The following is a 14,874-nucleotide window of genomic DNA, read 5'->3' as shown; positions in this document are numbered from 1 at the left end:
GGAGGTTTACCAAGATTGTTAAAGGTCTGCCGGACCGTTCAGGTCTTTGCCCGTCCTGCGCGTTGGCGCCAGCGGGTGAAGTCCCACCGAACGATGCTTCCGACCCTGGGTCCGACGATGAGACGTACCGCGACGCTCAGCCTCGAAGGTTTCGATCCCGACGTGATCGAGGCTGCGCGCGAAGTCGCCCAGCGCGCCGGCGTTCCGCTGGAAACCTGGATCGCATCGGTGGTCGCGCCCGAGAAATCCGAGGCAAAGCCCGCAGCGGCCCGGCAGCGTAACCGTGCTGCCGCCCGCGAGGCCGCCGTGCCCGAGCCTCAGGCCGAACGGCCGGCTCCCGAACCGGCTCCCACGCCTGCACCGGCGGCCGTGACGCCGCCGAAGCCGAAGGCGGTGAAGGCTCCTGCTCCCGCGCGGGCCCCCGCCGTAACGGCGGCAGAGCCCGCAACTGCCTCGATCACCGAGATGATGCGCCGCCTCGACGCCCTCGACCGCACACTCAAGGAAGACCGCAGCACCGCGAATGCGGAGGCTCCGGCCACAGCCAACGTCGACCACGTCGCCGAGCGCCTCGCCGAGATCGAGCGCCGGATGGGCGAGATGACGGCCCAGATCGGCGGCCCGCGCCCGCTCGGTCGCCGCGGTCGCCCGATCTCCGCCGAGATGCGTGACGCCGTGGACGAAGTCCGCCGCCGCCAGCGCGAGCTCGACGCGGACGGCTCGACCGCGCAGCCCTTCGCCGAGGCCGCCCCCCCCTCCCCGGCCATCACCGAGTTGCAGGCCGAGACTGCGCGCCTTCGCGAGTCGCTCGGCACCCTCGCCACCGGCCGCGATGTGGGAGCCCTCGAAAAGGCGATGCGCTCGCTCTCCGAGGACGTGCACCGCTCGCGCGATCCGGCGGAGTTCGCCGCTCCGATCGAGGCGATGCGCCGCCAGGCCGAGACGCTCGCGGAAGAATTCGCGGACAACGTCCAAGCCCGCCTCGCGGGCGAGGTCGAGCGCTTGGCGCGCCGCGCCGACGGGGCGGCATCGAGCCACGCCGATCAGAGCGCGCTCGACGGGGTCCATCGCGAACTCGACGAGATCCGCCAGATGATCGCGGGCCTCGCCGGCCCCGAGCGCATTCAGAGCCTCGCCCAGGGCCTGCAGGCCTTGAGCGGGCAGATTGCCGACCTGCAGAGCCGCGTCGACGTCAACCCGGTCCGCGACCTCATCGGGCGCCTCGAGACCATCGGCGAGACCTTGCACCGCCCGGCCGCCCCCCCGGCGGAGCTCGCCTCGATGCATGCGCTTCTGCGCGGCATCGCCGAGAAGGTCGACCGTGTCGGTTCTGGCGGTGGCAATCTCGATGCGCTCGAAAGTCATGTCGTCAGCCTGGCCGAGCGCCTGGACACCCGCGCCGTCGATCCGGCCGTGGCCGGCCTCGAGCGGACGATGGGTGAGTTGCTGACCCAGATCTCCGCCTTGCGCGACGACACCCACGTCGAGGCCGCCGTCGAGCGTGCCACGCGCCGGGCGCTCTCCGAAGCGGTCGGCCAGGGCGGCCTGAGCCCGGCTCCGGCCAAGTTCGATGCCTTCCGCGCCGACCTCGACGAGCTCCGTGCCCGCCAGATTTCCGCCGACCAGCGCATGCAGGCGACGATGGACGGCCTGAACTCGGTGCTGACGCGGCTCGTCGACCGGCTCGGCATGTCCGACTCCGGCCCCGTGATCCGGCCGCCGGTCCAGGATGAGAGCGTTTCGCTCGGGCAGCAGCTTCGCGCCTCGACCACGCTCGGCGCACCGAAGATCGAGACCATCCCCGTCTCAGCCCCGCGCAGCCGCACGGCTCGCCGTGCGCAGCCGGCCCTGGAGCCGGCGAGCCTCGGCGACGAGCTGCTCGAGCCCGGCGCCGGCCGTCCGAGCCCGGCCCGCAGCGCCGTGCCCGAGGCTTCGGCCGCTCCGGCCGGCGACATCAAGTCCAGCTTCATCGCCGCCGCGCGCCGCGCCGCCCAGGCCGCCCAGGCCGACATCGCCGCCGAGGCGCCGTCCGCCCCCGAGCGCCGCGAAGCCTCCGCTGCGCGCGTCAGCTCCTCCGCTCCGCCTGCGGCCGGCGTCGTCGGGCGCTTGCTCGGCAGTTTCGAGAAGCGCCGCCGTCCCCTGATCCTCGGCCTCGCCGCCGTGGTGCTCGTCCTCGGCGCGCTCCAGGCCTACCAGATGGGCAGCCCGGCAGGTCAGGCCGAGCCGGTCAAGCCGGTGGCCGCCGCAAAGCCGGTTCCCGTCGAGCCCCCGGCCGCCGAAGCCGCCGTCGATCCGGCTGCGTCCGCACCTGCCGTGGCCCCCTCCGCTGGACCGCAGACTACGCAGTCCATCGCCGATGCCAGCCCTTCCGTCCCGAAGGCCGCCGCGCCCTCACGGATAGAGGAGAGCGCTCCCGCCCAGGCAGCGATCCCGAAGGTCGCCACGATGGCTTCGCTCGGCCGCGAGCTGTCCTCGGTTCCTGCCGGCCTCGCCACCCTCAAGCAATCGGCCCTCGACGGCGACGGCGCCGCCATCTACGAGCTCGCCGCTCGCGAGGCCGATGGTCGCGGTATGCCGCGCGATCTCGCCGTCGCCGCCAAGCTCTACGAGAAGCTCGCCGACGCGGGCTACGCCCCGGCGCAGTTCAAGCTCGGCAGCTTCTTCGAGAAGGGCTCCGGCGTGATCCGCGATCTCGGCCAAGCCAAGACCTGGTACGGCCGCGCAGCCGACCGCGGCAACATCCGCGCGATGCACAACCTCGCCGTGCTGCACGCCGAGAATCCGAGCGCCAGCGGTAAGCCGGACTTCGCCACCGCCTCGACCTGGTTCCGCCGCGCGGCCGAGTACGGCGTGCGCGACAGCCAGTACAACCTCGCCGTGCTCTATGCCCGCGGCCTCGGTGTCGGCCAGGACCTCATCCAGTCCTACGCCTGGTTCTCCGCCGCCGCCGTGCAGGGCGACGAGGAGGCTGGCAAGAAGCGGGACGACGTCGCGGCCAAGCTCGCGCCTAAGGACCTCGCCGCGGCCAAGGCCGTCGCCTCGGCCTACAAGCCGAAGGTTGCCGACCCCTCCGCCAACGACCTGCCGCCGGCCAAGGCCGCGGCGCCTGCGGCGATGTCGCTGCTCGGCGCGCCTCCGCCCGGCTCGCCGACCGGCAGCTTCGCCCGCTCCGGGCCGCGCGCCGGCGTCTGATCGGACCTCTTGGGCCGCCGCTCGCGAGAGCGGCGTCTTCGCGCCCGCTCCGACTCGCGAAATAGTGCGTGCGTTCGACCCGGTGTGCCAAAGCGTCCCGGTTGCCGTCAACGCCCGTTTCTGCGCGTGTGAATCCCGCAACCGGCGTCCGGGCCAACCTTCGGGGGCCCAGCTCTGGTGCTCGGGAGCATGGGGCGATGAACGCGCAAGAACGTTCATACAGGCGACATCGTCTCTCGCCGGACTGGGAGTGCCCATGCCGCGGCTGACGACGGTGCCGATGGGCGCCGTCTTTCTCGGTGTCGCCGGGCTGATTCCCTTTCTCGGCTTCGCGGCTCTCTCCGTCAGCGGCTCGGACGCGGGCCTCGGTCCGGTCGGGTTGTCCCCCCGCACGATCCTCTCAGCCTACGGTGCGGTGATCGCGTCCTTTCTCGGCGGGATCCGCTGGGGCGCCGCCGCGGCCCGCGATGCCGGCAACGCCGACTATCTCATCGCCGTCGTCCCCTCCCTACTCGCCTGGGCGGCGCTCGCCGCGCCTGCGCCCTGGGACCTGCGGGTGCTCGGCTGCCTCGTGCTGCTCTGGGGCGTGATCGACCAGGATCTCACCCGCCGCGGCATGACCCCGGTCTGGATGGGGCGTTTGCGCCTCGTCCTCTCGGGTGTCGCGGGGGTGTCCCTGCTCGTCGCAGCGTAGGGGTCTAGCCGGCTGGCTATTTCAGCAGGGCCGAGAGAGCCTTGCCGGCAGGAGTCTTCAGCTCCTTCGCATCAAGTGTTCCGTCGCCATCCGGATCGGCCGCCTTGAAGCGCTGCTCCACCAGGGCAGAGTATTCCTTCTTGTCGAGATGACCGTCGTTGTCGGGATCGGCGGCCTTGAGGTCCTTCTTGCTCAGCCGACCCTGCAACTCCTTGGTATCGACCGAGCCGTCATTGTCCTTGTCGAGCTTGGTGAAGGTCGCCTCGCCCGCAGCAGTCGCTTCCTTCAGGTCGATCGTGCCGTCATTGTCCGTGTCGACCGCCTTCAGCGTCTTGTCGGCGCCGGATGCGCGCGCGATGGCGCTGGACGATGCGAGCGGTGCCGTAAAGCCGACGAGGGCCAGAAGAAGAGCCGAAGCGGTGACTGGGCGCATGGATGGTCTCCGATGAATGGGTGGCTCGGTGCGGGTCCGAACTGGGCAATGAGGTATTTCCCGCGCGCTCCGTCGGCGAGTGGTGATCGCGCCGATGTGATCGGCTCGAAGATACGGCTCCCGAAATGGCGCCGGGACCGTCTTCCGAGCCGGCAGTGATGTGCCGAGCTCCCCTTTCAGGCGTGCGGCGGACGCGGTGTCGCGAAAACTGTGCCGTGTTTACTACAGATAGACAGTCATGAGAGGGCTATGAGAGGGCGGCCGCAGATCGCTCATAAATCTCGTGCAATCCTCACAAGATGGCACGCTCTGATTCGCGAAAAGCTTTTCTCGTGACCTCGCCCGGCGACTGTCATTCGCATGGCGCAGTCTACACGATCCTGACGCGGCATCCCGACGATGCCGTGCGGGCCGTCGCGGCTGCGCTCGGGATGGAGGCGAGGCAACTTTCGCTCTCGGGGTCGCTGTCGCGGTCCCTCGCGCGCGCCATCGGCCTGAAGCCGCTTCAGGTGCACCGGATCTGACGGCTGCCTGCCTTCAGCCTGATCGTCACGCGATCGCGCCGTGCAGGTAGCGCTGGAGCGTCGGCCCGAGACCGGCCGCCACCGTATCCGCATCCATCGCCACGACGGGTGGCAGGCCCAGGATGTAGCGGCAGAACACCAGGCCGAGCACCTGCGAAGCGATGAGGCCGGCTCGGCGCTCGGGATCGGATAGCCCGAGCGCTTGAACCATCGCCAGGACCTGGCCTGCGAAAATACCGCGTGCCGTCTCGGCAGCGGTTTCGTGGGTGGCGCAGGCCCGCAGCATCGGCAGCAGGGTCGCGCCGTCGGGGCCGTCCCAGAGCGCGATCACGTGCCGGGCGAGCCGGCTGCCGCGTTCCTCCTTCGGCAATGTCGCGAGATCGGGGAAGCGCAGATCGACCTCGACGGCTTGCGCGAACAGGCCGTCCTTGCTGCCGAAATAGCGGATCACGAGAGCTGGGTCTGCGGCCGCGGCCTGAGCCACCGCGCGAACCGTCGTACGCTCGTAGCCCTGTTCCGCGAACAGGGTCTTTGCCGACGCGAGAAGCCGCTCGCGCGCGCCTGCCGGGCGGGTGCTCATATCTCGGCTTAGCAGTGGTCAACGCTTGTTGACAAGCGATGGCCGGCACCTACCATAGTCAACAACCGTTGACTGACCTGACCTGGATGGAGGTGCATCATGCCCCTGCCCGACCGGACCGAAGTGTTCATCTGTGGAGCCGGCCCCGCCGGCCTCGCCCTGGCGGTGGGATTGCAGCAGCAAGGTGTGCCCCACCTGCTCTGCGATCGGCTGGCCGAGGGGCAGAACACCTCCCGCGCAGCCGTGGTTCATGCCCGGACCCTGGAGCGGCTGGAGAATCTCGGGATCAGCCAGCGCTTGGTGGCGCAGGGCAATCCGATCCCGACCTTCGCCGTCTGCGAAGGCGAGACGCGCCGTCTGACCATCGACCTCTCGGCGCTGAAGACGGCCTATCCCTACGGGTTAATCATCCCTCAGGACCGCACCGAGGCGATCCTGCGGGAGCGGCTGTCCGAACTCGGCGGCGCGGTGAACTGGAGCCACGAGGTCATCGGCATCGCCCGCGGCGACGAGGGCGCAACGGTCTCCGTTCGGCAGGAGGACGGCACGGTTCAGCAGGTCGCGGCGCGCTTCGTGATCGGCGCGGACGGCTTTCACAGCGCGGTTCGCGAGGCGGCCGAAATCCCTTTCCAGCACGGGACTTATCCGGAATCCTTCATCCTCGGTGACGTCGAGGGCCACTGGCCGCTGCCGCCGGACGTGATCCAGCTCTACCTCCATCCGGAGGGTCTAATGGTGGTGGTGCCGTTCTCGCCGGGACATCTGCGGATCGTGGCCACCTGCGATCAGGCGCCCGAACACGCGTCTCTCGACGATCTTTCGGCCATCGCGACCGCCCGTGGACCGTCCGGCGTGCGGCTCGAGCGACTGGTCTGGTCCTCGCGCTTCCGCATTCATCACGGCGTCGCCGAGCGCTACCGGGAAGGGCCGTTCCTGCTCGTGGGGGATGCTGCCCATGTCCACAGCCCGGCCGGCGGCCAGGGCATGAACACCGGCATCCAGGACGCCGTGCGCCTTGCCGAACTTCTCGCGGAAGCGATCCAGGACGGCCGCCCCGAGACCCTCGACGCCTATGAGCGTGAGCGCCGCCCTGTCGCCGAGGGCGTCGTCGCGATGACCGATCGGATGACGCGCCTCGCAGCGCTGAAAGGCCCGATGGGCCGGGGCTTGCGCAGCCTCGTCCTGAGGGCGGTCGGCGCCAGTTCGACCATGCGCCACGGCATCGCCCGGCAGATCGCCGAGCTCGACGTCTAATCCTTGCCGAGCATCGCGCGGCCGATGGCGAAGACGCGGCCATCGCCCAGCAGGTGGGCGGTGAAGCCTCGCGGGAAAAGCGGATCGAACGCCGCCGCACGCACGTTCAGGCCGCCGGTGAAGGCGCCGAAAGCCGGCATCACGAGCCGGCTTTCGTCGGTCACGAAGCAGCGCCGCCGTACGCTGCGCCCCCGCATCGTCACCTTGCCGCACGGATGGAGATGGCCGGCGATCTCTCCCTCCTCGACCTTGGCGGAGGGTTCGTGACGTAGCGTCAGACCGCCGATTGTGACGTTCTCGCAATAGCTTCCGCCGATTCCCTCGCGCACCGTCGCATCATGGTTTCCGGCGATCCAGATCCAGTCCCGGCCGACCTGAAGGGCAGCGACCATGGCGCGGTCGCCCGGCTCCAGCCGCTCCGGCCCGCGGGCATCATGGAAGGAATCGCCGAGCGCGACGATGCAGGCCGGATCGAGCCGCTGGATCACCTCGTGTAGGCAGGACAGCGTCTCGCGGGTGTCGTAGGGCGGAAGAAACTGGCCCGAGCGCTCCGCGAAAGACGAGCCCTTCTCCAGGTGAAGGTCCGACACTACCAATGTGCGATGCGCCTCCAGCCAAAGCGCGCCGGTGCGGTCGAGGGTCATGGTCTCGCCGGCGAGCATCAGCCCCGCCGCCTTCGCGGTCTTTTCCAGTCTCAGGCCGAGCGCCAAGATCGCATCCTCATCGAAACGATGGGAGGAATCGCTCACGCCAGGGCCTCTTCGAGAAGCTCTGCTTCGGCTTCGGCCAGAATCTCGTCGGCCCCCTCTCCGTAGACCCGCTCACGCCCGATCTCGAGCATGACGGACACGGAGAGAGGCGAGACGCGGTCCAGTGCTTTGTGGGTGATTCGCCCCTTGATGCGTCTTAGCATCATGCCGAGGCGTGCCACGTCGAGGAGTCCGGTTGCCGCATCCTGCCGTGCAGCCTGCAGGAGCAGGTGATCCGGCTGGTGCTTGCGCAGCACGTCGTAGATCAAGTCGGTCGAGATCGTGACCTGCCGCCCGGTCTTCTTCTGGCCAGGATAGCGCCGCTCGATCAGGCCGGAGATGACCGCGCATTGGCGAAAGGTCCGCTTCATCATGGCGGATTCGTCGAGCCACGCTTCGAGATCGTCGCCGAGCATGTCCTCGTCGAACAAGCCTTGAGCGAAGTCCGAATCGATGGCGATGCGCTCGCTGACATCGCGCCCCATCCAGATGGCGATGCCGTAATCGTTGGCGGCGAAGCCGTGCGGCTGCAGCCGGGCGCGCTCCAACCGGCGCGTCAGCAGCATGCCCAGCGTCTGGTGCGCGAGCCGGCCTTCGAACGGGAAGGCCGTGAGGTAGAAGCGGTTGCCGCGCGGAAACGTCTCGACGAGCAGGTCGCGCTCGCCCGGCAGCAGCGAGTGTTTGCGCTGCTGCAGCAGATACTTGGAGAGCTGCGGCGGCAGCCGGTCCCACTCGAACGGGTCGGCGATGATCGCCCGGACCCGCGCGGCGAGGAAGGTCGAGAGCGGAAATTTCGACCCGGCATAGGAGGGGATCGCCGGATCTTCGACGTTCTTGGCGCGGGTGACGAGGCAATCGTCCTCGAACAGGCCCTCGAAGCGCAGCACCTCGCCCGCGAAGAGGAAGGTGTCGCCCACTGTCAGCGTCTCGCCGAATTCTTCTTCGATCTCGCCGAGCACGCGGCCCGATTTCGGCATCACCGTGCCGGGCTTGCCGCGCAGATGCCGGGTCAGCCGCACCTTGACCCGTGCCGCCTCGACGATGGTGCCGACATTCATGCGGTATTGCTGGGCTGTGCGCGCATCGCGCACCCTCCACTTCCCGTCGGTCCCGCGAAGGATCTTGGCGAAGCGCTCGTAGGCGCGCAGCGCGTAGCCGCCGGTGGCGACGTAATCGACGACCTGTTCGAACATCTCCCAGGTCAGGTCCTGGTACGGCGCCGCGGAGACGATTTCTTCGTACAGCTCGTTGGCGTCGAAGGCATCGGCGCAGGCCATGCCGAGGACGTGTTGTGCGAGCACGTCGAGGCCGCCGATGCGCGCATCCGGCGTGTCCTGGGCCGCCTCCTCGACCGCGTCGAGGGCCGCCCTGCATTCCAGCATCTCGAAGCGGTTGCCCGGCACCAGATAGGCCTTGGAGGGCTCGTCCATCCGATGGTTGGCGCGGCCGATCCGCTGCATGATCCGGCTCGCGCCCTTCGGCGCGCCGATATTCACGACGAGATCGACGTCGCCCCAGTCGATGCCGAGGTCGAGCGTCGCGGTGCAGACGATCGCACGCAGCCTGCCCACCGCCATCGCCGCCTCGACCCGGCGGCGCTGCGCGGCATCGAGCGAGCCGTGATGGATCGCGATCGGCAGGACATCGTCGTTGAGCCGCCAGAGTTCCTGGAACGTGTACTCGGCCTGCAGGCGGGTGTTCACGAAGACCAGCACGGTGCGGTGCTCGCGGATCAGCTCGTAGATCGCCGGCATCGAGTGCCAGGCCGTGTGCCCGGCGAGCGGCAGGGTGCGCTCGATGTCGAGCATGCGCAGATCCGCCTTGGCCCCGCCCTCGACGACGACGAGATCGGCCATGGGGGGCGCCTCCCCGTCATTGCGATCGGCAGCCAAGCAATCCAGGGCCGCACCCACGACGTCAGCGCGTTGGCCCTGGATTGCTTCGCTTTCGCTCGCAATGACGGGAGCAGGGTTCTGCCCCACTAGGTACCGCCGCAACTCGTCCGGCTGGCGCACCGTCGCCGAGAGCCCGATCGCGCTTGCCTCCGGGCTCAGCCGACGAAGGCGCGCCAGGGCGAGCGAGAGCAGGTCCCCGCGTTTCGAGGTGACGAGCGCATGCAACTCGTCGAGCACGATATGCTTGAGCCCGCCCAGCAGCTCCGCCGCCTCCCGATGGGCGAGCAGCAGCGACAGCTGTTCCGGCGTCGTCAGCAGGATGTCCGGAGGTCGTGCGATCTGGCGGGTGCGCTTGTGCGAAGGCGTATCGCCTGTGCGGGTCTCGACGCGGATCGACAGGCCCATCTCGTCGATCGGCGCATCGAGGTTGCGGGCGATGTCGACGGCGAGTGCCTTGAGTGGCGAGACGTAGAGCGTGTGCAGCCGGTACTCGGTCGGCTTCCGCTTCATCCCGCTCAGGGCGACGAGCGAGGGCAGGAAGCCGGCGAGCGTCTTGCCGGCGCCGGTCGGGGCCACGAGCAGTGTCGAGCGGCCGGCTCGGGCGTTCTCCAAGAGCGCGAGCTGATGCGCGCGCGGCTGCCAGCCCCGCGAAGCGAACCAATCGGTGAAGCGTTGCGGGAGCGGCGAGGCAGGCACGGGGCCGTGACGGACTGGACGGAGGTGGCCTCATTCCCAGCGGAACGGGCAGACGCTCTATCTAAGGACCTCGCGCCGGATCGGCAGCCCCTGCGGCGACGGGTGTGTCGTCCGCAGGCGGAACGAGCGCAGGCTCAGGCCACCGCCTTGGTGGCCTCGGGCTCTGCCGGCAATCCGGTGAACCGCGAGAACTGCGAGATCGGACCAGGCCGCCCCATCAGGTAGCCCTGGGCCTCATTGCAGGATTCGCGTTGCAGGAAGCGCAACTCCTCCTCGGTCTCGACGCCTTCCGCGAGGACGGGCATGCCGAGCCCCCGGCCCAGACCCAGCACCGACCGGACGATCGCCGCCGTTTGCTCGTTGCTGTGCACGGAGCGCACGAAGGAGCCGTCGATCTTGATCTTGTCGAAGGGGAACGAGCGCAGGTTCGACAGCGATGAGTATCCGGTGCCGAAATCGTCCATGGCGATGCGGATGCCGAGTGCCTTGAGCTGACGCAGGGTCAGCAGGGCACGCGCGGGATCGCGGATCAGCGCCGTCTCGGTGATCTCGATCTCCAGCCGGCTGGGGGCGATACCCGTCTCGAACAGGACTTCGTGGACCAGCGGGACGAAATGCGGGCTGTGGATCTGTACGCCCGAGACGTTCACCGCGATCGCCAAGGGGGCGCGGCCACGAAGCCGCCTCGCGGCAGGTCTCGCGCAGCACCCATTCGCCGATCTGCAGGATGAGCCCGCACTCCTCCGCGATCGGAATGAATACGGAGGGCGAAACGTGGCCTCGCTGCGGATGGTGCCAGCGCAGCAGGGCCTCGAAGCCGACGACCTCGCCGGTCTCGACCTGGCTCTGCGGTTGATAGACCAGCTCGAATTCGCCGCGCGCCGCCGCATGGCGCAGGTCGTGTTCGAGCACGCGCCGGTCGCGCACCTCCGCGCCCATCTTGGCCTCGTAGAAGCGGTAGGTCCCGCGTCCCTCGCCTTTGGCGCGATACAACGCCGTGTCGGCGTGGCTCATCAGGAGATGCGGATCGGGCGAGTCGTCAGGAAAGATGGCGATGCCGATGCTCGACGCGATCAGCGGACCGGTCGCGTCGGCGTTTCGGGCGCGCATTGCATCGAGGATTTGCTCGGCCAGCCGGCCGGCGGCGGATGCGCTGTCGCAGGGCGCGAGAACCGCGAACTCGTCGCCGCCGAGGCGGGCCATCATGTGGGTGTCGTCGAGCACGCCGGTCACCAGCCGGGCGACCTCGACGAGCATGGCATCGCCGGCCGAGTGCCCGAACAGGTCGTTGACCTCCTTGAAGCGGTCGAGGTCGAGGCAGAGCGCGGCGAGCTTGCGATCCTCCGCCGTCGCCGTCCTGATCTCCTGCTCGAGCCGCTTGCCGAAGCTCGCCCGATTGGCGAGGCCGGTCAGGGCATCGTGATGGGCGAGAAACTGGATCTGCCGCTCGGCGCGTCGGCGCGCGCTCAGATCGCGGACGGCCACCGCATGATGGGCGCGGCTGGCATATTGGACCGTCCGCACGATCAGCTCGACGGGAATCTCGTCGCCATCCGCCCGGCGCAGGCTCGTCTCGACGGGATGGTCGGCGGGAGCGTTCAGGGCGAGCTGCGTCGTGCCGCTCGGCAGGAACTGCGACAGGAGCGCGCCCGGCAGACCATCGACCCCCACGCCGACCAACCGTGCGAAGGCTTCGTTGCCGCTGACGATCGTATCCCCGGCGCAGACCACGAGACCCTCGACCGCGGCGTTGGCGAGGCTGCGCAGCCTTTCCCCTTCCAGTGCCGCACGCCGGCGATCGCGCAGGTCCAATCCGAGGGCCGCGCTCGCCAGCAGCAGGATGGCGAACCCGGCCAACGCGACGGCGATCGCGAGCCAGCTCGTGGGCAGTGCACTCGCCGAGATTACGATGGTCGGGTCCGGGCTGATCGTCACTGCGCCCATCGCGGTGAAATGGTGCCCGCAGATGGCGAGGATCAGCAGCAGAGCGGCGAGCAGCTGACGCGGGAACGTCCGGGCCTCGCGAGCCACCCAGAGAGCACCGGCGCCGAAGATCCCGCCGATGGCGATGGAGGCGACGACGAGTCTCGTGTCCCAGATGACGTGGCCCGGGACCTCCCACGCCGCCATGCCGGTGTAATGCATCGCTGCGATCCCACCGCCGACGACCGCGCCCCCGATCGAGGCTGCGATGCGGCCGCCGAAGGCCGCCATGGCGAAGCCGATGCCGACCAGAACGATGGCACAGATGAGCGACACGGCCGTCAGGCCGAGAGCATAGCCGCTCGGCAGGCCCGTGCTGAATGCCAGCATGGCGATGAAATGCGTCGCCCAGATCCCCGAGCCGCCCGCGATTGCGGCCACCGGCAGCCAGGCGGCCCGGAGCGCCGTCTCCGAGCGCCGGGCATGTAGCAGAAGTTGAATCGACGTGAATGCCGCCAAGGCACATATGGCCGCGGCCAAGCCGACCAGTCGCAGATCATGGGCGGTGGCGAAGCACCCGAGCACCTTCAGCATCGTTCCGACCGGCTTGAGCGCGTAGCCCTATCGAGGCACTATTTGAAAAGCTGTTTATCCGAACGGTATTAAAAATTCATGTGAGACACGACGCGTCAGCTCGCGCTCTGCGTGTACTGGCCCAACGTATCCCGCTGCAACTTGAAATCGCGACAGGTTAATCTCGTAGTTTATTTTGCGCGGCGATCATCGAGACGAGATACATCCGATTTCTAGTTTAATAGCAGTGTAATGGAGTATATTTTCTGTGAAATGGCCGTTAAGAACTGAGATAAACCTTGTAGGTTATGAGGTATTCTTGACCGGCGCGCCAATATGATCAATGGCCGCGACGAGTCGATCTTCTGCCATAACCACAACTTGAGACGATGGATATCCCGATGTCCCTCACCGGCGGAAGACATAGGCGATGCTTGGCGCTGTCTGCCCTTCCGGCGCGTAGGGCGGCTTGGTTGCCGCTGCCGGGGCAATACGCCAGCGGCTTGATGGCCTCTCGGTAGCGTTTCGAGAATGCGCTCTACGATATCCCTAGGCCAGGGCCATCAGAAATCGCTCGCTCAGCTCCTGCGCGCGCTCGGTCAGCTCGCCGGGGTAGCGGATGAAGACATGGCAGCCGCCGGGATAGATCGCCGTGTGACCGCCATTGCCGGCTGCTGCCCAGCGCGCGGACATGTAGAGCGTGTCGTCGAGGAGGGCGTCGGCCGTGCCCACCGAAAAAAGGGCCGGCGGCAGTCCCTTCAGGTTCGCGTAGAGCGGCGAGACCTCTGGCTGGCGGCGATCCACCGCGCCAGCGCAGAAGCCGTCGGCGAAGGTCTTCAGGTCGCGGGTGTTATTGACGAGGCGTTCCTCGCCCCAGGCGCGAACACTCGGCGTCAGGCCGAGGTCGAAAAAGCCACAGTTCAGGTTGGCGCCGCGGAAGGCGCGGGGCTGATCGTGATGGTCGCGCAGACGCAGCAGCGTCGAGACGGCGAGATGTGCGCCGACCGACTCACCGCCGATGGTCAGCGAGGAGACGTTGAGGCTCGCCCTGCCCGGCCCGGCGAGCCAGAGGGCCGCCGCCTCGCAATCCTCGAGCGCGGCGGGATAAGGATGCTCGGGCGCCAGCCGGTATTCCACCGAAAGGCAGACGAAGCCGCAGGTGTCGGCGATGCGCTCGAGCCACGGGTCCTGCTGGTCGGCCCCGCCGAACACCCAGCCGCCGCCATGGATGTGAAGGTAGGCGCCCCGCGGCTTCTCCGCCGCCTTGCTCTTCGGCCGGATGACCCGCAACGCGATAGGGCCGCTCGGACCATCGACGGTGATTGCTTCCGCGCGGGCGCTGCGCGTGAGCCGGGGAAAGGCAATCGAGCCCTTGGCCCGCAAAGCCCTCGCCTCGGCGATGGGCAACGACCACGGGTCGGGCTGGCTCGCCTGGTCCTTGCGGATTTCCTCGTTGAGGCGCTTGGTCTCGGGGTCGATCGTCGCCGGGTCGAATAAGGCATGATCGAGCATGGATGCTCCCCGGGTTGAATCGCGCGTTGGCCGCGCTGGTCGATCGTCTTGATACGACCCCTACGATCCGGGTCGCATCTCGCGGGCTCTCGTGAAAGGGCGTAACGCTTTCAAGCTCGGGCGGTTTCGTGGGGCTGTGTCATGCCGGCCACGCTTGCCGCGGCCCGTCGTCGTTGTGAAACCTGCGCCGACCCATCACCTCTTCACAATGAAACACTCGCCGGCGGCAGACGGCATCAGACGGGACACGAGGCATGATCGGCGATCAGGATCGACGCAGTCGCGCCACTCCCTATCGGGACCTGCCCGAGGTCGGCGACCCCCGCGCCTACGGGCATGGTCGGTCCTCGGGCCTGCGCCGGTTCCTCGGCGGCTCGCCGGTGGCGGTGTTCGTCAAACTGGTATTCCTCTCCGTGCTCGTCGGCGCAGCGATGGCCATGCTCGGCCTCACGCCGGGCCAGCTGTTCTGGCGGCTTTATGATGCCTGCCGCGCGCTGATCGAGCTCGGCTTCGATACCTTCCACGATTTCGGCCGCTGGATTCTCGCGGGGGCCGTCGTGGTGGTGCCGCTCTGGCTGGTCACCCGCTTTCTGGCGATCAGGAAATAAAACCACTGCCAGTGGCAGGATCTTACCGGTCCGGCATGCTCGCACGTCTCCGAGAAAGAATGATCCGAAGCCGTCAAAGCGAGGCTTGCAACGTCCGGCGGAATGGTGTTTAGAGAGCGCCGTTCGGGTCCGGCGGCGCTGCCACGGACCTGCTGCGAGCGGGTGTAGCTCAGGGGTAGAGCACAACCTTGCCAAGGTTGGGGTCGAGGGTTCGAATCCCTTCGCCCGCTCCAGTTTTCAT

10 protein-coding genes, 1 tRNA gene and 1 pseudogene are annotated in these 14,874 nt (G+C 68.2%); 6 read left to right on the top strand and 6 right to left on the bottom strand.

Annotated features, from left to right (window positions below):
• The first annotated feature begins 117 nt into the window (after nucleotides 1-117).
• Nucleotides 118-3,192, top strand: a complete 3,075-nt coding sequence (locus GGR33_RS14265) for a tetratricopeptide repeat protein (RefSeq protein WP_183506319.1) — start codon at nucleotides 118-120, stop codon at nucleotides 3,190-3,192.
• A gap of 256 nt (nucleotides 3,193-3,448) precedes the next feature.
• The gene (locus tag GGR33_RS14260; protein WP_183506316.1) at nucleotides 3,449-3,886 is read left to right on the top strand and encodes a DUF3429 domain-containing protein; all 438 of its coding nucleotides are present in this window, start codon (nucleotides 3,449-3,451) and stop codon (nucleotides 3,884-3,886) included.
• A gap of 16 nt (nucleotides 3,887-3,902) precedes the next feature.
• Here GGR33_RS14260 and lanM read toward each other — a convergent pair whose 3' ends face one another.
• On the bottom strand, nucleotides 3,903-4,319 hold the full coding sequence (gene lanM / locus GGR33_RS14255; protein ID WP_183506314.1) for a lanmodulin LanM: 417 nt from the start codon (nucleotides 4,317-4,319) through the stop codon (nucleotides 3,903-3,905).
• A gap of 332 nt (nucleotides 4,320-4,651) precedes the next feature.
• Here lanM and GGR33_RS14250 point away from each other — a divergent pair, with 332 nt between their 5' ends.
• A complete protein-coding gene (locus tag GGR33_RS14250; protein WP_183506312.1) occupies nucleotides 4,652-4,843 on the top strand; it encodes a hypothetical protein in 192 nt (63 codons plus the stop codon).
• 25 nt (nucleotides 4,844-4,868) lie between these two features.
• On the opposite strand, the gene GGR33_RS14245 is transcribed toward GGR33_RS14250, so the two are convergent.
• Nucleotides 4,869-5,423: a TetR/AcrR family transcriptional regulator gene (locus GGR33_RS14245; protein WP_183506310.1), complete on the bottom strand. Its 555-nt coding sequence runs from the start codon at nucleotides 5,421-5,423 to the stop codon at nucleotides 4,869-4,871.
• Nucleotides 5,424-5,522: 99 nt separating this feature from the next.
• On the opposite strand from GGR33_RS14245, the gene GGR33_RS14240 reads away from it, so the two are divergent.
• Nucleotides 5,523-6,677, top strand: coding sequence for an FAD-dependent oxidoreductase (locus GGR33_RS14240; protein ID WP_183506308.1), 1,155 nt, complete (start codon nucleotides 5,523-5,525; stop codon nucleotides 6,675-6,677).
• Here the strand turns inward: GGR33_RS14240 and pdeM are convergent.
• From pdeM to GGR33_RS14220, 4 genes and pseudogenes are all read right to left on the bottom strand, one after another.
• The gene (gene pdeM, locus GGR33_RS14235; protein WP_183506923.1) at nucleotides 6,674-7,387 is read right to left on the bottom strand and encodes a ligase-associated DNA damage response endonuclease PdeM; all 714 of its coding nucleotides are present in this window, start codon (nucleotides 7,385-7,387) and stop codon (nucleotides 6,674-6,676) included. The genes GGR33_RS14240 and pdeM overlap by 4 nt on opposite strands.
• Nucleotides 7,388-7,422: 35 nt before the next feature.
• Nucleotides 7,423-10,017: a ligase-associated DNA damage response DEXH box helicase gene (locus tag GGR33_RS14230; protein WP_183506306.1), complete on the bottom strand. Its 2,595-nt coding sequence runs from the start codon at nucleotides 10,015-10,017 to the stop codon at nucleotides 7,423-7,425.
• A gap of 134 nt (nucleotides 10,018-10,151) precedes the next feature.
• A pseudogene (locus GGR33_RS14225) lies at nucleotides 10,152-12,534 on the bottom strand (bifunctional diguanylate cyclase/phosphodiesterase).
• Between the two features lie 528 nt (nucleotides 12,535-13,062).
• The gene (locus GGR33_RS14220; RefSeq protein WP_183506304.1) at nucleotides 13,063-14,025 is read right to left on the bottom strand and encodes an alpha/beta hydrolase; all 963 of its coding nucleotides are present in this window, start codon (nucleotides 14,023-14,025) and stop codon (nucleotides 13,063-13,065) included.
• 254 nt (nucleotides 14,026-14,279) lie between these two features.
• On the opposite strand from GGR33_RS14220, the gene GGR33_RS14215 reads away from it, so the two are divergent.
• Nucleotides 14,280-14,633 carry a DUF6460 domain-containing protein gene (locus tag GGR33_RS14215; protein ID WP_183506302.1) on the top strand — a complete coding sequence of 118 codons (354 nt, stop codon included), beginning with the start codon at nucleotides 14,280-14,282 and terminating at the stop codon, nucleotides 14,631-14,633.
• A 158-nt stretch (nucleotides 14,634-14,791) separates the two neighbouring features.
• A tRNA-Gly gene (locus GGR33_RS14210) sits at nucleotides 14,792-14,866 on the top strand.
• Nucleotides 14,867-14,874 lie beyond the last annotated feature (8 nt).

Origin of the sequence: Methylobacterium brachythecii, assembly GCF_014196345.1 — a bacterium.
GTDB lineage: Bacteria > Pseudomonadota > Alphaproteobacteria > Rhizobiales > Beijerinckiaceae > Methylobacterium > Methylobacterium brachythecii.
This window is presented reverse-complemented; position numbering and strand designations above follow the sequence as displayed.

What these genes read in the sequence shown, in the direction of transcription:
- GGR33_RS14260 (WP_183506316.1), top strand. Translation starts at nt 3,449, where the DNA reads ATGCCGCGGCTGACGACGGTGCCGATGGGCGCCGTCTTTCTCGGTGTC.
- GGR33_RS14220 (WP_183506304.1), bottom strand. Translation starts at nt 14,025, where the DNA reads ATGCTCGATCATGCCTTATTCGACCCGGCGACGATCGACCCCGAGACC.
- lanM (WP_183506314.1), bottom strand. Translation starts at nt 4,319, where the DNA reads ATGCGCCCAGTCACCGCTTCGGCTCTTCTTCTGGCCCTCGTCGGCTTT.
- GGR33_RS14215 (WP_183506302.1), top strand. Translation starts at nt 14,280, where the DNA reads ATGATCGGCGATCAGGATCGACGCAGTCGCGCCACTCCCTATCGGGAC.
- GGR33_RS14240 (WP_183506308.1), top strand. Translation starts at nt 5,523, where the DNA reads ATGCCCCTGCCCGACCGGACCGAAGTGTTCATCTGTGGAGCCGGCCCC.
- GGR33_RS14265 (WP_183506319.1), top strand. Translation starts at nt 118, where the DNA reads ATGAGACGTACCGCGACGCTCAGCCTCGAAGGTTTCGATCCCGACGTG.
- GGR33_RS14245 (WP_183506310.1), bottom strand. Translation starts at nt 5,423, where the DNA reads ATGAGCACCCGCCCGGCAGGCGCGCGCGAGCGGCTTCTCGCGTCGGCA.